This is a genomic window from Klebsiella sp. 54 (assembly GCF_018223875.1).
Classification (GTDB): domain Bacteria; phylum Pseudomonadota; class Gammaproteobacteria; order Enterobacterales; family Enterobacteriaceae; genus Klebsiella; species Klebsiella quasipneumoniae.
In genome coordinates, this window is sequence record NZ_JAGRRA010000002.1 from 1,446,013 (window position 1) to 1,463,971 (window position 17,959).

Below are 17,959 nucleotides of genomic sequence, written 5' to 3' on the forward strand. Positions count from 1 at the left end.
TTTTCATACCATAGCACGCACAGGCGGCGACCGGTAACGGAAATCATTGCGACCCCTTAAGGAGAAGCCTAATCTTACAGGATTAGCCTGTGCAGGAGAGAAAGATGTCCGAACAAAACCCCTTTTTTAGCGTCAGTCTGTTGCCTTATCAGGCGCCGCGGTTTGACCTGATCGAAGACAGTCACTATCGGCCGGCGTTTGATGAGGGCGTTCGGCAGCAGCGCGAGGAGATCCGCGCCATTATCGACAATCCGCAGCCGGCCAGTTTCGCCAACACGCTCGAGGCGCTGGAGCAGAGCGGACAGCTGCTGGCGCGGGTGACGCGGGTCTTTTTCGCCATGGCCGGCGCCCATACCAACCCTTATCTTCAATCACTGGATGAACAATTTTCCGCCGAGCTCGCCGGGCTGGGGAATGACATCTGGCTCAACGAGGCCTTATTCCAGCGGGTGAACAGCGTCTACGAACAGCGCGAGACGCTCGCGCTTGACGGCGAATCCCTGCGTCTCCTGACCCTGACATGGCAACGTTTTGTTCACGCCGGGGCAACGCTGGACCCGGCGCAGAAGGCGGTGCTGCGCGCGCTGAACACTGAAGCGGCCACTTTGCAAAGTCAGTTCCAGCAGCGGCTGCTGGGGGCGGCGAAAAGCGGCGGCCTGGTGGTCGATGACCGGCATCAACTGGATGGCCTGAACGATGAGGAGATAGCGGCGGCTGCCGAGGCGGCGCGCGAAAAAGGGCTCAGCGATCGCTGGCTGCTGACGCTGACCAACACCACCCAGCAGCCGCAGCTGCTTGCGCTGCGCGACCGGCAAACGCGGGAAAATCTTTTCGCCGCCGGCTGGACGCGCAATCAGCAGGGCGATGAGCATGATACCCGTCGTCTGGTGCTGCGGCTGGCGGCGATCCGCGCGCAGCAGGCGGAACTGCTGGGGGCGGCAGATTACGCCAGCTGGGCGCTGACCGATCAAATGGCGGCTTCCCCGGCGGAGGCATTGGGCTTTATGCGTCAGATCGCGCCGGCGGCGCGGGCGAGGGCGGAACGTGAGCTGGCGGACATCCAGCAGGTGATCGACAACGAAGGCGGGGCGTTTCACGCGCAGGCATGGGACTGGCTTTACTACAGCGAGCAGGTGCGGCGGGCTGCCTATGCCATTGATGACGCGCAGCTTAAACCCTATTTTGCCCTCGAGCGCGTGCTGCAGGACGGCGTCTTCTGGACGGCATCGCAGCTCTTTGGGCTCCGCTTCGTGGAGCGCTTTGACATCCCGGTGTACCACCCGGATGTGCGGGTCTGGGAGATCTTCGACCACAATGGCGAAGGGATGGCGCTGTTTTATGGTGATTATTTCGCGCGCGATTCAAAGAGCGGCGGCGCCTGGATGGACGTGTTTGTCGAACAGTCGACCCTGCGGGAGCAGCGCCCGGTTATCTATAACGTCTGCAACTACACCCGGCCGCAGAGCGAGCAGAGCGCGCTGTTGTCATGGGATGAGGTGATCACCCTGTTCCATGAGTTTGGCCACGCCCTGCACGGGCTGTTCGCCAATCAGCGTTATGCCAGCCTCTCCGGCACCAATACCCCGCGGGATTTTGTCGAGTTCCCGTCGCAAATCTTCGAACACTGGGCCAGCCATCCGCAGGTATTTGCCCACTATGCGAAGCATTATCGCTCCGGAGAGCCGATGCCGGAGGCGCTGCGCGACAATATGTTGCGTGCGGCAACTTTCAATAAAGGATATGACATGAGCGAGCTGCTAGCCGCCGCGCTGCTCGATATGCGCTGGCACACGCTGTCGACCACTTCGTTACCGGAAGAGGTGGATGCGTTTGAACAGAAAATACTTCGGGATGAGCAACTGGATCTGGCGGCCGTTCCCCCGCGCTATCGCAGCAGCTACTTCTCCCATATCTTCGGCGGGGGTTATGCGGCAGGCTATTACGCCTATCTGTGGACCCAGATGCTGGCCGATGACGGCTATCAGTGGTTCGTGGAGCAGGGCGGTTTGACCCGTGAGAACGGTCAGCGCTTCCGGGAAGCGATTCTGTCGCGCGGCAATAGCACTGATTTAGCTGAACTTTATCGCCAGTGGCGCGGACACGATCCACAGATTGAGCCGATGCTGGAAAACCGTGGGCTGAGTGCGTAGGGTCATTTCGGGCTGACACGATAACCGGGCGCGATGCCCGGTTTATTGACCCCTTTTTGTTCCTCAAATGTCTCCACACTGTTCTCCCCAGTCCCCCCTCAAATTCTGAGAAAAAACTATACCGGCGATATTTCCGTCGCAGTAACGGGGCGGCACAGGTGACAGCGGCTTTGTCCGTTTTCCAAACACAGAAAAAGAGGACATCAGGCGCCACTTATTTCCCTGCAAACACGGGTGTTAAGGTTTAATTAACAAACAGGCAGGATACTGACCTCGCCAATCCTCTCATAAAATGGCCAAATCATGAACGAACAGTTACGTAATGCACTACCGCATAAAGACACCCCTTTTTTCCGCATGCTGCATATTATTGTCGCCACCCTGATTCTGCTGCAGATTATTAGCTCTAATTTCACTGAAAGTGAGGCGCTTCGCGACCTGAATATTACCGGGGTCGTCACATGGTTTCATATTGTCTCGGGATTAGCGCTGATTGCGCTTGGTGCGGTGATGCTGGTTTGGATGCTTAATACGCGCGGGTTTCGATACTATTTTGCCTGGTCGACGTTTGATTTTCGTGGTGTGGTTGAAGACAGTAAACAGCTGATGACATTTCGTCTTCCTGAAGCCCATGCCGGGGGCATAGCGGCAATGATTCAGGGGCTTGGCGTACTGGCACTGTTAGCGGTCGCACTCTGTGGTGGACTCTGGTTTGTACTGGACACCGCGTCATGGGCGTCACCGTCGCTGGCGGAAACAGTCCTTCATTGGCATAAGTTTCTGACGGTGTTCATTGAAACCTATTTCTGGGCACATGGTGCGATGGGAGTGCTGCATATCTTTCTCTCCTTTCGCCGTCAAAGGAAACAAGCGATTATTGATTAATGTTCTGCACTTTCTAATTCCGATGAGGATGCGTATTTAAAGGGAAACGACATGCATCTTGAACGACACAGCATCGAAACCGTCGGCTGGCTAAGGGCTGCGGTTCTGGGAGCAAATGACGGGATTGTCTCAACCGCAAGCCTGGTGCTCGGCGTCGCCTCTGCAAACAGCGGCTCTTCGGGTGTACTACTGGCGGGGGTCGCCGGGCTGGTTGCTGGCGCCATGTCTATGGCCGCAGGAGAATATGTTTCGGTATCATCCCAGGCGGATACCGAAGCCGCGGCGCTTGCCCAGGAAAAAAGCGAGCTTGACGCAGATTATCAGGGAGAGGTGCGGGAGTTGACATCACTTTATATCCAACGTGGTGTGGAGCCAGCGCTTGCCCGGCAGGTAGCAGAGCAGCTTATGGCTAAAGACGCTCTGGAGGCTCATGCCCGCGAAGAACTGGGGTTAACGGATGTCCTTTCTGCGCGACCTTTGCAGGCGGCTCTCTTTTCGGCAGTGAGTTTTTCCGTCGGGGCGGGGTTGCCTTTGATCGTTGCCTTGTTATCGCCAGCAAAATTGATATCCATCTCTATCTTCTTTTCTACACTTTTTTCACTGGCTGCGCTGGGCTATCTCTCTTCCGTTGTGAGTAACGCACCGCCTGTCAGGGCGATCATCAGAATTACGTTCTGGAGCTCGCTGGCCATGCTTTTTTCGATGGGGATTGGGCGTATCGCCGGGCAGATACTATTGTAGAATTGTCGAGGGTCTGTTCCTCGACCGCTCCTCATCACTGGTTGAGCTCATCGTAGGGTTTTGATCGGCAGGGAGGAGCACTGCCCACCTCATTCGTCAAGGAGATACGTTTGCATATTGAGACTCATCGCCTGCGTCTTCGCCCTGTCATGGCTGAAGATGTTGTCGATCTATACCGAATTTATGGCGATCCGGCGACAAATACCTTTAACCCCGCAGGGCCCTATCCGGATATTGACTATGCCAGTACGGTTCTCCAGCGCTGGCTTGCGCACTGGCACGATCGCGGATTTGGCAACTGGGCCATATCGGCGCGTGATACCCCGGAAAAAATCATTGGCTTTGGCGGCGTAAGTCTACGCAGTTATAACGATGTCACCATTAACAATCTCGGATATCGGTTTTCCACTGAGGCATGGGGAAAAGGACTGGCCACCGAGTTTGCGATTGGCGCGATAAGATATGGCTTCGAGGCGCTTAAACTTGCGGAGATGTCAGCGGTTGTCCGGGCTAACCATCTGGCTTCGCAGAAAGTTCTCGAGAAAGCCGGGATGAGGTACATTAACGATATTGCTGATGTAAAAGATGCGCCGCCGAGTCTGCTCTATTCGTTGACCTTAAGCGAGTGGTTAAGCCAGTCGGGGTAACCCGCGGGCGCTTATTCGCAAGGCTGGATCGCACCGCAGCCGGCGCATCAGGTGGGGATTGCTCACAGAATCATGCGTTCATTCTACTGGCTCAATTAACTCTGGCCCTTGATTGTTCACATTGCCGACCGCCCGCGATACCGCATGCCAGATGAAATCGTCGGCGGTGACGGCTCCGTCCCTGGCAATCTCCACCGCTTCCGCGCCGGTGACTTCTTGCCTCATCCATTCCCGGGCGGCTTCCGGCGCCAGGACCAGCGGCCGGCGGTCATGAATATCGACAAGACCGCGATCGGCGGCAGCGGTCACCAGCAAAAATCCTTCGGCGCTATCCCCGCGTTCGAAGGGCGTGCTGCCAATAGCGGCCATAAATATCGGCTGACCATCCTTGCGCTGGATGAAGTAGGGCTGCTTTTTCTCTCCGGCCTTTTTCCACTCAAACCAGCCGTCGGCGAAGCAGATCGCCCGCCCGTGCTGCCACAGCGGTTTGAACATCCTGCTGGTGGCTGCGGTCTCAACGCGGGCGTTGATCAGCGGGGGTTTATCCCACCATCCTGGCGCATAACCCCAGTAAACGGGATCGAGGTGGAGTTGCGCATTCCTTTCACTCAGGAGTAACACTTTTGTCCCGGGTGCCACGTTATACCGCCCAATCGGCGCCGGGTCCCAGGGGATATCGTATTCAGCCTCTTCGGCAAGATAAGCCAGATATTCTTCCCGCGTCTGTGCTTGCGCAAAACGTCCGCACATCGCCACCTCCAGCATAATGTCTAAAGGAAAGCATAGTTCATCAGGGAGGGGGCGTTGTGAGAAATGATTTTGAAATCATGCGATTGTGATCCCTTCCCTCAGGCGTAAGGCTGACGCCTGGGCACATACTGTTTAAGTTGCCGATATTGCAGGCCATAATTCTGGCCTGAAATATATTAATTGAAGTTACGTATTCACTATGTGAATTGCTATTGCGAAAAATGTACGCAGGCGCAAGTACTGAGTATATGTCGCCTGAACAAGGCGTGTAGATGGAGTTGAAGGTGGGGTGTTTACCCGCCGCTGCAACAGACGAAAGGCAACGGCGTAGAAAAAGATTAGTTATCCGGGTTGTTGGAGATGCCTCTCCATACCATCCCCAGACCGATCAACATCGACGCGAAGAGGGCGAACAGGGTGGTAGAGATAAAAATGCTGGTCATTATGATGCCTCAGAAAGTGCGTATGCAGATTATTAGGCACGGGGGGACGAGAAAGGTTCCTTCCCTGACGGATTATCTTTTCACCAGCGTCTTTCCGTCTGGCGCCAGCGAGGCGGATGTCATATCGAGGCACCGCTCTTGACGGAGGGATAATGCGGGGAGCCGTGTTTCTCCCTGCGCTGTTGCAGGAAGCCACTGGCAGGGGGATGCGTCGTGTTTCGGGCGTTGACATCCCATTGTACAAGTTATATATACATGTCGCTTCTGTTTATTGAATGTTAAACAGCATCAGTTATGGGACTCAGAAGCACCACACCCCCGCCGTCGGGCGGGGGTTACTTTGCCACCTGACCTGGTTATTTCTCACGGTGACTGACGAAGAAAATTTTTATTTCAGGTCTTGAAAAACGCGCTTTAGCTATTATTTTATATAGCGGACAAGCAATGCTTGCCTTTATGTTGAGCTTTTGAATGGATATTCAGGAGGTTAATGATGGCACTCAAAACCTTGTCAGCACTCCCGGTATTTGCTGATTCCCTTTTTGCCGATCGCTTTAATCGTATTGACCGTCTTTTCAGCCAGTTAACTGGCGATACGCCGGTGGGTACCTTACCTGCCTACGATTTACAGAAAGTGGATGACAGTAATTTTCTGCTCAGCGTCAGCGTACCAGGCTGGAAAGATGATGAACTGGAAATAGAGACCGTAGGCGGTAATTTACATATTACCGGCAAGCGCGCGCAAACCGAAAATCATTCCGGCGGCAGCCAGGGCTGGATTTATAAAGGCATTCGTCGGGCTGATTTCCAGCTCAGTTTCTCGCTTCCTGAACACGCCCAGATTAATCAGGCGCAGCTGGATAGCGGGATCTTAAAAATTGCTATCCATCAGGAAATACCCGAGAGCGAAAAACCGCGCAAAATTGCGATTGAGAATCAAGGCAGGGTGATCGAGCATAAAGTTTGATTGTGCCTCTGTCCTAAAGTTGTTCATTTCAAGGCCCGCGCTGCGGGCCTTTATATTATCCGCTAAAGGAGGCGTAAACGGTCTCCCGGCGATCAGAGAAATCGATATGCTATCCTGTAAACAGGGCCTGTGAGGCTGTGTTCCTTCTAAAAGTCGGCGAGGTGTCAGAATGACGGACCAAATCGATAAAGACGCACAAAATACCCATGAATTGACCGCTCGGGTGGCCCGGGCGCTTATTGCGAGAGGCTGGCGACTGACCACGGCGGAATCCTGCACCGGTGGCAATCTGGCGGCGGCGCTCTGTGCTCAGGCTGATACCGCGGCCTTTTATGATACCGGCGTGGTTACCTTCAGCGATGAAGCCAAGCGCAACGTGCTCCAGGTCCGCGCGGAAACCCTGGCGGTACATAGCGCTGTCAGCGAAGCGTGCGTTCAGGAAATGTCGACCGGTATTTTGACGTTAGCCGGGGCCGATATCGCCATCGCCATCAGCGGCTATGCGGGGCCGGAAGGAGGGGAGGATGGAACTCCCGCCGGGACGGTATGGTTTGCATGGAACTTTCGCGGCCAGATCGAAACCCAACGGATGCGCTTTACCGGTGACTGCGAGGCAGTGGTGGCACAAGCGGTGCGCTTCGCCATGGCAGCGCTGGGCGAAAAACTCGCCCACTGGCAGTGACGCTACCGGACGCTGCGCCCTTACAGATCCGCAGCCTGGCGCTCTACCGGCCAGAAAATCTCCCCGATGCCATTCAGACAAGGCCGGGAAAACAGGAAGCCCTGAAACAGGCGAATGCCAACCGACTGTAGCCAGCACCACTCCTCCAGGGTTTCAACGCCTTCCGCCACGACCGTGATGCCTAAATCCTCGCAGCAGCGGACGACCGAGGCGACAATCGCCTGCTTGGTGCCGCTGATATGAATGTTGCGCACCAGCTCTGCGTCCACTTTAATTTTGTCAGGCTGAAAGCGGGTCAGTAACGACAGGCCGGAGTAACCCGCGCCAAAGTCATCGATGGCCAGCTTTATGCCCGCGACGCGCAGCGCTTTGAGCACCTTGCGGAACTGGTCGAAGCAGGTGATCACCTCCGTTTCGGTGACCTCTATCAGCACCTGGTCCGGCCTGAGGCCGGCCGCCAGCAGGCTGTTCATCAGCCAGCCGACGGCGTCAGGATGGTTATACAGCGAACCGGGCAGCAGGTTAATGGCCAGTTGGTGTTTGCCAAGCGGTAGCTGACCTGCGAGAGAGAAGGCATATGCTTTGCTCTCGAGGTCGAAACGGTAACGATCCTCCGCCGAGATGGCGGCAAACATCTCCACAGGGGATCCGCCGGTAGGGCTGCGGATCAGCGCTTCAAAGGAGGAGATTCGCTTTTTCGCTGGTTCGACGATAGCCTGCAAGGCAAACTGGCAGGGTTGATCGGGCAGATGACGCGGCGTGGCTGTGCCCGCGGCGGCCTTCATCGTCCAGCGAGAAGGCTGCAACGGCTCGGGAAGACAATAGCGCCCACCGTTAGCGATAAAGGCGTTAATCAGTCGGAACATCCGGTCGTTGATTGGCTCGGTGACCCCGAACGAGCTAATGCGCAGGATCTCCTCCAGCGCGCCATCGTTATCGTAAAGACGGAGATCCAACATGCGCATCCCGGTGCCGCGAAAGCGACGGTAGGCCGAATAGTCGCGCATCAGCTCAACCACATCGCGATGGCGCGGATCGCTTTGTATTTCGTGGAATAACGACTCCAGACTCTCCTCGCTCCCTTCCAGCACCTGGAAGAACTGCAGGCCGTTAAACAACAGAATGCCGGTGATGCCAAGGGGCGTATTTTTCCCGCAGGCGCGATGAATTAAAGCGTCGAGATCGGTGAGCGGGCGGTCAGGATCAACCTGGCTGCGATAAATCAGGGTGGTTAGCATTAGTCATTCCGGTCGCTGCAGCAAAGCTGCGATGGCCTGTGCAGCGCATGTAGAGAAAAGTATGGCCTGCCCCCCAAATAGGGAGTCTGTGTTTGGTGCCCTTTAACTAACCGTGATGTCCGCACGCGGAACGTGAGTTTCACTTGGTGACTACCTTCACTCTACAGGGAATCTAAAGTTTAGCTATCTTTTTCGCATGCTCAATGCAAAAAAGGGCAAACAGACCGATCGCCCTTTTTGGAAATATTGGCTCAGCGTATTAACTTACCGGTTAATACTCGTCACCAGGAATTATCCTACCATTCTATTTCACGCTCTCAAAAAGCGATGCTGGTCTTGCCTCGATAAAATGGAATGCATAATATCAGTCCAGGTTAAATTTCTTTTTTTAGGTCTGCTATGAGTGACTTGTTTATTATTTTATGCCTGATTCTCTGCCCCGTTATTTCTTTGTGGAGTGGTGTTTCTTACATTCGGGAAAGACGCAAAAGACGCTACGTCTTCCGTTCCAGAAGATAAGCTGCAGAGGTAATACAATGGCGATTGTATTAACGTCTTGCGAGTAGTTTTACGAGGTTGTTAAATTGCTGGCGGCTGTTTAAATTGAACTTGCACATAATATTCTTTTTATGCGAATGAATTGTTTTATGGCTAATTTTAAGCGCCGCGGCGACTTCATGCGGACTTAATCCAATACTGAATGCGTAAATGACTTTGGTTTGCGCATCGCTGACCGTCTTGCAGGCGCAATTGATGCAACGCCGCAGGCGATTGAAGGATGGGTCATGATGAGGTGGCAGGGAGCGCTGAATCGCGCTGGCTATCTCATCTTTAAGAAGCTGAACGGGAGCGTGGGGAGGCATAAACACCGCCTGCCGCAGACAGTTGGGTAAACCCTCTTCGGCGGTAGCTTGTTCATTATCCTGAAAAATAAAAAGCGTGTATTGCTCTGGGGCATGCTGAAACAGGTCATGACACAGGTACCATTCTCCCGCCACCATTTCCGTGAAGATCACATTAGCTTGCGCCATCCCATCCGCGTTCCATTGTTGAGAAAACTGATACTCTGATCCCCCGTAGGTCTTCATCGCTTCATCCACCAGTTCCGCAATAGCAACCCGCAAATAGTGATTTTTTATATTGATCAAAAAATTCGTCATATAACTTCCCTGTTGGGTATTAAAAAAGGTGTCAGAATAAATTAAAGAATATAATGGTGAGGTGCAGACGTTTTTTAGCCGGGGTAATCTAAGGGATGTTTTTCATTAATGCAATATCTGCCTGGAAAAGTGAGATATCGGTGTATTGGTATGCGAAAGTTCCTAATAAACAAAATGTTAAGGATATATCGATCAGCGTTTTAAGCGTTTTGATGATTTTTTATTTTTGCGATGCATAAAAAGCTTAGTGATAGCCAGTATCTGTTGTTAGAATTAGCGGAGGACAAGATTACAGGAAGTATGTAGTGCTTATGAAGCAGAAGCTCTATTTAAAAATGTTGGCGTGGCTGGAGGATAATATCTACTGTAACCCGGCGATCGATGACCTGGCACAGTATATGGGCTATTCGCGTCGGTTTGTGTACGAGGTGTTTTATCAATACGGCCGGTTACCCATCGGGCAGTATATTCGCCTGCGGCGCTTGACCATCGCAGCGGTCAGTCTGCGCTTAACGCGGCAACCGATCGCCGCTATAGCCTGGCAGTTAAGTTACGATTCTCCGCAGACCTTTTCCCGCGAGTTTAAGAAACGGTTCTCGCTTTCGCCACGGGAATACCGATGCGCAGCGCACTGGGATACGGCAAAACTGTTAAAAAAATTCTCCCCTGATGATGAACGTCTGCCATTGGCGCGGATCTGTTCCCTGCCGGAGCGGGTCTATTATGGCTACCCGATGAAGTATGAACTGCGCCTGTCGGATATGGTGCTGCAACGCACCGCCAAGACGGCTATCAGACAAAAGGTTGACCGTTTTTTTACCACCGGAGAAGGCTCGCTTTCCATACTCTCTGATTACGCCGCGGCGCGTCAAAATGAGCTTAACGTCGAGATTAACGCCTTTGTTGGTTGTCATGAGACGCGAAAGCCATCGTCCACGTTGACCGCCCGGTCGGGACTCTATGTCGGAGTTGATTTCTACGGCAGCTGGTCACGCTATGCCCGTTTGTCCAGCGATCTCTATCTGGATCTGCTGCCAACGCTGGGGGTAAGCCGTCGCGACGGGTATGACATAGAATGTTTCATGGCACGCCATACGGAAGGCGGAGATACAGAAGAGAGGTGCTATCACGTACGCTATTTTATACCGGTGACGCTGAAAGCGGCGGCTCAGCAGCCGGGCAGCGATAATGAGTCAGTCCCCGCGAGGGGGACCCAATAAGGTGGCCGGAGCCACCCAAATAAACTTCACAGTAAAAACCACAGCAGCCAGGTAATGAGGAAGCCCGTCACCCCCATGATGGTTGTCAGTACGGTCCATGTTTTGAGTCCGTCCGGCACCGAGAGCCCCAGATAGCGCGTGACCACCCAAAATCCGGCATCGTTGACGTGTGACAATCCGAGTGAGCCGAAGCAGGTCGCCAGCGTCACCAGCACCAGCTGCAGCGGCTCCAGCCCGGCAACCGCCTGTGACAGCAGGCCGGAGGTGGTGAGGATCGCCACGGTGGCCGAGCCCTGCGAGGCCCGAAGCACCAGCGACAGCAGGAAAGCGGCGGGCATCAGCGGCAGATGAATCGTCTCCAGCGCCTCGGCTAAGGCATTGCCGATGCCGGAGGCGACCAGCACCCCGCCAAAGGCGCCGCCGGCGCCGGCGACAAGGATAACGTCCGCCGAGGAGGGGATCGCGCTGCCGGTCACTTCTCCCAGCTTTTTCAGGTTCATACCCCGCCGGATGCCCAGCGTCCAGCTGGCCAGCCCCAGGGAGATCAGCAGGGCGACGGGCGGGGTGCCAATGACGGTCATCAGCTGGCGAATCGCGTTTTCCGGCAGCAGCAAGGCCTGACAGAGCGTTCCGGAAACAATCAGCACGATGGGCACCACGATCAGCCCGCCGATAACCAGCGCATTCGGCGGCGCCAGTCGGGTCTGCTGCGCGTTGACGGAGAGGTCGGGCACCTCGGCCGTTTGCTGCTGTTCCAGCACGTTAATCGACAGATGATAATGGCGCTGATTGATCGACCGGGCGACAAAATAACCCACGATACCCACCACGACCGACACCCCAATCCCCGCCAGCATCAGCCAGCCGACATCGCTATGCAGAATACCTGCCGCGGCCGCCGCGCCAGGGTGGGTTGGCAATGCCACGTGGACGGTTAACATCACTCCGGCCATTGGCAGGCCAAACTTCAACGGCGACATATGAGCGACTTTACTGAAGCCGTAAATTAACGGAATGATGATAATAAAGCCGACTTCAAAGAAGACTGGCGTGCCGAGAATAAAAGCAACGATGGTTAAGGCGGCAATCGTCCGTTTAGAACCCAGCACGCCGGTCAGCGTTTTCGCCAGCGATTCGGCGCCGCCGGATATTTCAATGAGCACCCCCAGCATTGATCCCAAAATAATAATGCTGGCGATATGGCCGAGCAGGCCGCCCATCCCTTTTTCAATGGTGGTAATGATTTTATCCGCCGGAATGCCGGTGGCGAACGCCACCAGCAGGCTGACGATCAGGAGCGCCACAAAAGGATGCGCTTTAGCTTTGATCACCAGCAGGAGCAACAGCACTACGCTGGCTAACGCAATAAGTAACAGCGCCGATGTCGACATAGTTTTGCCTCGGGTATTAACAGGTATACAGAGAGTTATATTTTTAGAACTGCGCTTTATTTTTTCCGGTAGGGCGAAAACCATTCCAGTCCGGAAAGGGTATCCGCCCTGGGGATATATTCGCAGCCGATCCAACCGTCATAGCCCGCTTTATCCAGTAACGCATAGATCCATGAATAATTAATCTCGCCCTCGTCCGGTTCATGGCGGTCGGGCAGGGAGGCTATCTGAATATGGCGGTACTGACCGGCATACTCAGTAATAAGATGGCTTAAATTACCGTCCACTTTCTGCGCATGAAACAGATCTAACTGCACCGCGATGTTTGGCCGGTCGACCCGCTTCGCTATCTCCAGCGTCTGATATTGGCTGTGGTAGAGATAGCCCGGTTTGGTCTGCGGATTCAGGGCTTCAATGAGCACTCGCTTGTCGTGGCGGGCAAAGCACTTGGCGGCGTAGCGCAGGTTATCGACAAGCTCGGCCTCGCAGGCCGCGCGATCCATCCCCGGCGGCACCACGCCGGCCATGATATGCACCTGCGGACAATCCAGCTGGCGGGCATACTCCAGCGCCAGCTCAATATCACGCCGGGCCTCGGCGCTCCTGCCCGGCAGGGCGGCGAGACCCCACTCCCCGGCATTAACGTCGCCGGGCGGGGTATTAAACAGCACCAGCTGCAGCTGGTTTTCCTGCAGGCGCTGTTTAATTTCCCCGGCGGCATACTCATAGGGGAACAGAAACTCCACGGCTTCGAAACCGGCGCCGGCGGCGGCGGCAAAGCGGTCCAGGAACGGCAGCTCGGTAAACAGCATGGATAAATTTGCAGCGAATTTTGGCATGGTTTTATCTCAGTTCATCCACTTCGTCAGCGGTCAGGTAACGGATCTCGCGATTGCCGAGGGTAAACATCAGCCGCGCGGTCTCTTCCAGCTCTTCGGTATTGTTGGTGGCTTCGCGCAGCGATGAGCCGGTGACCACCGGACCATGGTTGGCCAGTAAAAAGGCGTTATAGCGCGGCGCCAGCCCGGCCAGCGCCTCGGCAATGCGGTCGTCACCCGGTCGGTAGTAGGGAACCACCGGGACGTCGCCGACCCGCATCACCACGTAGGGAGTAAAGGGGCGAATACAATTGTGCGGATCGAGCCCCTGCAGGCAGGAGAGCGCGGTCAAATAGTGGCTATGCAAGTGGACGATCGCCTTGCAGGCCGGGTTATGCAAATAGACCGCCCGGTGAAAAGCGACCTCTTTCGACGGTTTGTCGCCGGCGAGCCATTCGCCTTGCAGGGTGACCACCGACAACCGCTGCGCCTGCAGCTCGCCCAGGCATGAGCCGGTCGGCGTCGCCAGCAGGTTGCCGTCCGGCAGCAGCAGCGACAGATTGCCGGCGGAGCCGGTGGCATAACCGCGGTTAAACAACGAGGCGCCAATTTGCACCATCTCATCTCGCAGCTGTCGCTCAGTCATGACAAAACTCCTGCTGGGCACGGGCAAAGAACGAGATATCGCCGAAATTCCCTGACTTCAGCGCCAGGGAGAGCGGCTGGCGGGTGTCACGCACCCAGGGAACTCCAGGGGAGATCGTCGGCCCGATATGGAACGCCTCGACCCCCAGCGTCTGCGCCACGATGCTCGACGTTTCCCCTCCAGCCACAATAAAGCGGGTGAATCCTTTCGCTTTCAGCGCGGCGGCGAGGGCGGCGAACAACTGTTCCACCCTTTCGCTGCTGGCCTTGTCGCCATACTGCGCCTGGATCCGCTGCAGCGTTTGCGGCTCGGTGGTGGCATAGACCATCGGCGCCAGCGGCGCATCGCGGTTTGCGTCCACCCAGGCTGCCAGCGTCCCGACATAGCCTTCGAGATCGGTAAAGCAGGCGCTTAAGTCAACGGCGCGGGCGGGAGCCTGTTCACGATAGGCCGCCACCTGGCTGTTGGTCATCAGCGAACAAGAGCCCGAGAGCACCACCGCCGGGCCGGGCAGCGGCATGCCCGCCAGGGATCCTTCACCCTGGGTTCCGTGGCGCTGCGCCCAGTCGCGGGCGAGGCCGATGGCGAGACCAGAGCCGCCGGAGACCAGCTTCATCTCCCGCAGCGCCGCCCCCTGGGTCAGCAAATGCTGTTCACTAAGGGCATCGAGCACCACATAGCGCACCGCCGGATCGCTGATGGCCGCCAGCGCGGCAGCGACCGCTTCCGGCCCCTGATCGACAACCGGCCAGGCTATCAGCGCCGCTTTACCGCCGCCCTGGCGTTCGATTAAGCGGCCGAGGTGGGCATCCTCCATTGGCGTCACCGGATGGTGGCGCATCCCGGACTCATTGAGCAACTGCTGGCCGACAAACAGATACCCCTGATAGACCGTGCGGCCGTTCACCGGCAGCGCCGGTGATATCACCGTCCGCGTCTCGCCCAGCTCTGCCAGCAGCGCATCCAGTACCGGGCCAATGTTACCCTGCGCGGTGCTGTCGAAAGTGGAACAATACTTAAAATAAAATTGCTGACAGCCCCGGGCTTGCAGCCAGCGCAGGGCCGCCAGGGACTGGCTGACGGCGGTTTCCACCGGGCAGGATCGCGTTTTCAGACTGATCACCACCGCTTCACTGGTCAACGGCAGTTCGTGGGGCGGTACGCCGTTTAGCTGCACGGTCGGCATGCCGTTGCGCACGAGGAAGCTGGCGATATCCGTGGCGCCGGTAAAGTCATCGGCAATGACACCAAGCTGCATCTTGTCTCTCCTCACTGTTTATGGCCCGGCAGGGTAATGCCGTTGAAAATCTTGATCACCGCGCTGTCATCTTCCCGGCCGAATCCGGCGTTGCTGGCGGAGGTGAACATATTCAGCGCGGTGGTCGCGAGCGGCAGCGGGAAGGTCAGCGCCCGGGCGGTGTCATTCACCAGACCGAGATCTTTGACAAAAATATCGACGGCGGATTTTGGCGAGTAATCGCCATCCAGGACGTGCTGCATACGATTCTCAAACATCCACGAATTACCCGCCGCGTGGGTCACCACGTCGTACATCGTCTCCAGCGGGATGCCGGCGCGGGCGGCGAGGGCCATCGCTTCGGCGGCGACGGCGATATGCACCCCGGCCAGCAGCTGATGGATGATTTTCACCGTTGAGCCGAGGCCAATGTCGCTCCCAATGCGGTAGACTTTGCCGGCCACCGCATCCAGCACTGGCGCGAGGCGGGCAAAGGCGGCATCGCTCCCGGAGGCCATTACCGTCATGTCGCCGGCGGCCGCTTTCACTGCGCCGCCCGATACCGGCGCGTCGAGCATCAAGAGCTGGTATTCTGCCAGCGCTACGGCTATCGCCTGGGCATCGGCGGCGGCGATGGTTGACGACACCATCACCGCGGTGCCCGGCTTCAGATGGGCGGCGAGGCCGCTCTCGCCGAACAGGATCCCCCGCACCTGGGCGGCATTAACCACCAGCAGTACGACCGCATCCAGCTCAGCGGCGAAAGGCACCGCGCTGGAGCCTGCGCCTTTGGCGCCCGCCTCCAGCAGCGCGCGGCAGTTGTCGGGGTTGATGTCCACCCCCCAGGTGTTCAGGCCCGCCTGCAGGCAGGCGCGAGCGGCGCCCATGCCCATCGAACCCAGTCCAATCACGCAGACGTTAGTGTGTGCAGTCATGATGGTCTCCTTGTGAATATTCGTTAATTAATGTGATTTAATGATAGAATAAAGCGTTATCATGTGAAATTATGTGAGAGTTATCACGAATAACCCACATGAATATAAAAAATTCACAGGCGGAAAGTGGCTGCGCGACGGCGATTCTTGCCCTAAAATAGCGTAAAAACAGCGGTCAAGCGCGATAACAGTACAGGGTATCGTCAGGCTCCCGGCGTGAGTGGTGTGGTCTGGTGTGAAAAAATGGTAAGGGGAGAGCGGTGATTCCAATTGAACGTCATCAGCGTATTTTAGCCCTGGTGGAGCAGCGTGGGGCGGTAAGCATTAATGAGCTGACGGAGATCCTCGGCGTGTCCCATATGACTATCCGTCGGGACGTCAGTAAGCTGGAAGAACAGGGGCTGCTGGTCAGCGTCTCGGGCGGCGTGCGCGCCGTCAGCCGGCTGGCCGCAGAGCCCAGTCATCTGGTGAAAAGCACCCTGCAGAGTGAAGAGAAGCAGGTCATCGGTGCGCTGGCGGCCAGTCTCATTGCCAAAAACAGCTGCATCTATCTCGATGCCGGCACCACCACTCTGGCGCTGGCGCGGGCCATCCTCGACCGGGACGACCTGCAGGTGGTCACCAATGATTTTGAGATAACCCAGCTGCTGATAGATGCCAGCCAGTGCGGGGTGATCCACACCGGCGGCACCCTGTGCCGGGAGAACCGCTCCTGCGTCGGCGAGTCGGCGGCGCGCACCTTGCGCCACCTGGCTATCGATACGGCCTTTATCTCCGCCAGCGGCTGGGACAGCCGCGGAATTTTCACCCCTGATGAGAACAAAGTCACCGTCAAGGAGACCGTCAGCCAGGTTAGCGCCAGAAGCATCCTGCTGTGCGACAGTTCGAAATACAATCAGGTGGCCACGTTTATGGCGTTGCCCTTGACTCGCATTACCACCATCATTACCGACCGGCATCTCTCCGATGCCGCCGCCGCCCATATCACCCGGCACGCCTGCGAGGTGCTGCGCGCCGGGTAAGGCGCGCGGCCTTCGCCGGGCTAGCGCTGCCAGTGCTCGATCAGCGCCGCGCCTATCACGGCGATCTGCTGGTTACGTTCGGCCATGGTCGCTGCGGTATCCCGCAGATAGATCACCACGATACGCTCCGCTTTGCCGTCCGGGCCGAGCAGGGCGACAATGCCGCGTGAGCCCCGCTCACCGGCCCCGGTTTTATCGGCGATAAACCAGCCCGCCGGCAGCTCGGCGCGGATCAACGGGCCGGCCACCCGGTCGTCAACCATCCACTGCAGCAGCTGCTGCTGCGAACGGGCGCTCAGAGAGGGGGTGGTTAGCAGCCTGCGCAGGGTGGTGGCCATGCTGGCCGGGGTGGTGGTGTCGCGCACGTCGCCGGGAAGCGCCTCATTGAGTTCCGTTTCCCAGCGGTCAAGACGGGTGACGTTGTCACCGATCTGGCGCAGAAAAGCGGTCAATCCCGCAGGGCCGCCGACGCTCTTCAACAGCAGATTGCCGGCGCTGTTGTCGCTCATGGTGATGGCGGCGGCGCAGAGTTCGCCAACGGTCATCCCGTCGGCAAGGTGTTTTTCGCTGACCGGGGAGTAGTCCACCAGATCCTGCTGGCGGTAGTGGATCCGCCGATCCAGCTGTTCGTCGCCGGCATCCACCCGGGCCAGCACCGCGCCGCAGAGCAGCACTTTAAAGGTGCTCATCAGCGGAAAGCGCTCACTGGCGCGCCAGGCGGCCAGCGTGCGGCCGCTGGCCAGATCCATTTCAACATAGCCCACCCGGCCCGCCAGCTGACTTTCGCTGATTTTAATCTGCTCAAGCGGCTGAGGGCTGGCGAATACCGCCAGTGGCAGTGCGGCAATCAGGGAGATAAGGCACAGGCGAACATAACGCATAACCGTAATACTTCCTTGTGTAAGGGCCGATAAAGGCGAGAAAAAGTGTGGCGAATAAGAATAACCCGGTATTTTGCTGATTCACAATTCCTCTTTTTTCCTTCATCATTTGTCATCTTTTATTTCGAATAATCAATATTTAGCTC

Annotated in this window: 19 protein-coding genes and 1 pseudogene; 10 read left to right on the top strand and 10 right to left on the bottom strand. The window is 56.6% G+C overall.

Going from position 1 to position 17,959, the window contains the following annotated elements; translation table 11 throughout:
• Positions 1–104 precede the first annotated feature (104 nt).
• The 4 genes from dcp to KHQ24_RS08625 all read left to right on the top strand — a co-directional run bounded on the left by dcp (position 105) and on the right by KHQ24_RS08625 (position 4,423).
• Positions 105–2,150 (top strand): peptidyl-dipeptidase Dcp, encoded by a 2,046-nt coding sequence (gene dcp, locus KHQ24_RS08610; RefSeq protein WP_004206022.1) that lies wholly within the window; start codon positions 105–107, stop codon positions 2,148–2,150.
• A gap of 303 nt (positions 2,151–2,453) precedes the next feature.
• Positions 2,454–3,035, top strand: a complete 582-nt coding sequence (locus KHQ24_RS08615) for a cytochrome b/b6 domain-containing protein (RefSeq protein ID WP_004206021.1) — start codon at positions 2,454–2,456, stop codon at positions 3,033–3,035.
• A 51-nt stretch (positions 3,036–3,086) separates the two neighbouring features.
• Positions 3,087–3,776 carry a VIT1/CCC1 transporter family protein gene (locus KHQ24_RS08620; protein ID WP_032455996.1) on the top strand — a complete coding sequence of 230 codons (690 nt, stop codon included), beginning with the start codon at positions 3,087–3,089 and terminating at the stop codon, positions 3,774–3,776.
• 110 nt (positions 3,777–3,886) lie between these two features.
• Entirely contained in the window at positions 3,887–4,423 is a 537-nt protein-coding gene (locus tag KHQ24_RS08625) for a GNAT family N-acetyltransferase (protein WP_004206018.1), read from the top strand.
• Positions 4,424–4,501: 78 nt separating this feature from the next.
• Here the strand turns inward: KHQ24_RS08625 and KHQ24_RS08630 are convergent, their stop codons facing one another.
• Together KHQ24_RS08630 and KHQ24_RS24505 are read right to left on the bottom strand one after the other, a co-directional pair.
• On the bottom strand, positions 4,502–5,173 hold the full coding sequence (locus tag KHQ24_RS08630; protein ID WP_004206016.1) for an SOS response-associated peptidase: 672 nt from the start codon (positions 5,171–5,173) through the stop codon (positions 4,502–4,504).
• 338 nt (positions 5,174–5,511) lie between these two features.
• The gene (locus KHQ24_RS24505) at positions 5,512–5,607 is read right to left on the bottom strand and encodes a YnaM/YnfT family protein (protein WP_272481999.1); all 96 of its coding nucleotides are present in this window, start codon (positions 5,605–5,607) and stop codon (positions 5,512–5,514) included.
• Between KHQ24_RS24505 and KHQ24_RS08635 the strand changes: the two are divergent.
• From KHQ24_RS08635 to KHQ24_RS08645, 3 genes and pseudogenes are all read left to right on the top strand, one after another.
• A pseudogene (locus KHQ24_RS08635) lies at positions 5,567–5,659 on the top strand (hypothetical protein); the annotation flags it as partial. The gene KHQ24_RS24505 and the pseudogene KHQ24_RS08635 overlap by 41 nt on opposite strands.
• A gap of 450 nt (positions 5,660–6,109) precedes the next feature.
• Entirely contained in the window at positions 6,110–6,583 is a 474-nt protein-coding gene (locus tag KHQ24_RS08640; protein WP_017900339.1) for an Hsp20 family protein, read from the top strand.
• Between the two features lie 169 nt (positions 6,584–6,752).
• Positions 6,753–7,265 (top strand): 2-oxo-tetronate isomerase, encoded by a 513-nt coding sequence (locus tag KHQ24_RS08645; protein ID WP_023318181.1) that lies wholly within the window; start codon positions 6,753–6,755, stop codon positions 7,263–7,265.
• Between the two features lie 20 nt (positions 7,266–7,285).
• Here the strand turns inward: KHQ24_RS08645 and KHQ24_RS08650 are convergent, their stop codons facing one another.
• Positions 7,286–8,503, bottom strand: a complete 1,218-nt coding sequence (locus KHQ24_RS08650; protein ID WP_211777225.1) for a diguanylate phosphodiesterase — start codon at positions 8,501–8,503, stop codon at positions 7,286–7,288.
• A 399-nt stretch (positions 8,504–8,902) separates the two neighbouring features.
• Here KHQ24_RS08650 and KHQ24_RS08655 point away from each other — a divergent pair, with 399 nt between their 5' ends.
• Positions 8,903–9,022, top strand: a complete 120-nt coding sequence (locus tag KHQ24_RS08655; RefSeq protein ID WP_138100189.1) for a small membrane protein — start codon at positions 8,903–8,905, stop codon at positions 9,020–9,022.
• Between the two features lie 29 nt (positions 9,023–9,051).
• Here KHQ24_RS08655 and kbvR read toward each other — a convergent pair whose 3' ends face one another.
• The gene (gene kbvR, locus KHQ24_RS08660) at positions 9,052–9,663 is read right to left on the bottom strand and encodes a LuxR family transcriptional regulator KbvR (protein ID WP_004206009.1); all 612 of its coding nucleotides are present in this window, start codon (positions 9,661–9,663) and stop codon (positions 9,052–9,054) included.
• Between the two features lie 311 nt (positions 9,664–9,974).
• Here kbvR and KHQ24_RS08665 point away from each other — a divergent pair, with 311 nt between their 5' ends.
• Positions 9,975–10,883: a helix-turn-helix domain-containing protein gene (locus KHQ24_RS08665; protein ID WP_004206007.1), complete on the top strand. Its 909-nt coding sequence runs from the start codon at positions 9,975–9,977 to the stop codon at positions 10,881–10,883.
• Between the two features lie 26 nt (positions 10,884–10,909).
• Here KHQ24_RS08665 and KHQ24_RS08670 read toward each other — a convergent pair whose 3' ends face one another.
• Genes KHQ24_RS08670 through ltnD form a run of 5 tightly spaced genes read right to left on the bottom strand, consistent with a single transcriptional unit; the run spans position 10,910 to position 15,910 of the window.
• The gene (locus tag KHQ24_RS08670) at positions 10,910–12,274 is read right to left on the bottom strand and encodes a GntP family transporter (protein ID WP_004206005.1); all 1,365 of its coding nucleotides are present in this window, start codon (positions 12,272–12,274) and stop codon (positions 10,910–10,912) included.
• A 56-nt stretch (positions 12,275–12,330) separates the two neighbouring features.
• The gene (locus KHQ24_RS08675; RefSeq protein ID WP_211777226.1) at positions 12,331–13,113 is read right to left on the bottom strand and encodes an HPr family phosphocarrier protein; all 783 of its coding nucleotides are present in this window, start codon (positions 13,111–13,113) and stop codon (positions 12,331–12,333) included.
• 4 nt (positions 13,114–13,117) lie between these two features.
• The gene (locus KHQ24_RS08680) at positions 13,118–13,738 is read right to left on the bottom strand and encodes an aldolase (RefSeq protein WP_043519530.1); all 621 of its coding nucleotides are present in this window, start codon (positions 13,736–13,738) and stop codon (positions 13,118–13,120) included.
• Positions 13,731–14,996, bottom strand: coding sequence for a 3-oxo-tetronate kinase (gene otnK, locus KHQ24_RS08685; protein ID WP_122543030.1), 1,266 nt, complete (start codon positions 14,994–14,996; stop codon positions 13,731–13,733). The genes KHQ24_RS08680 and otnK overlap by 8 nt, the downstream gene beginning before the upstream one ends.
• 11 nt (positions 14,997–15,007) lie before the next feature.
• A complete protein-coding gene (ltnD, locus tag KHQ24_RS08690) occupies positions 15,008–15,910 on the bottom strand; it encodes an L-threonate dehydrogenase (protein ID WP_004205998.1) in 903 nt (300 codons plus the stop codon).
• A 260-nt stretch (positions 15,911–16,170) separates the two neighbouring features.
• Between ltnD and KHQ24_RS08695 the strand changes: the two genes are divergently transcribed.
• A complete protein-coding gene (locus KHQ24_RS08695; RefSeq protein WP_211777227.1) occupies positions 16,171–16,932 on the top strand; it encodes a DeoR family transcriptional regulator in 762 nt (253 codons plus the stop codon).
• A 20-nt stretch (positions 16,933–16,952) separates the two neighbouring features.
• Here the strand turns inward: KHQ24_RS08695 and blaOKP are convergent, their stop codons facing one another.
• Positions 16,953–17,813 carry an OKP family broad-spectrum class A beta-lactamase gene (blaOKP, locus tag KHQ24_RS08700; protein ID WP_117246947.1) on the bottom strand — a complete coding sequence of 287 codons (861 nt, stop codon included), beginning with the start codon at positions 17,811–17,813 and terminating at the stop codon, positions 16,953–16,955.
• Positions 17,814–17,959: the final 146 nt, after the last annotated feature.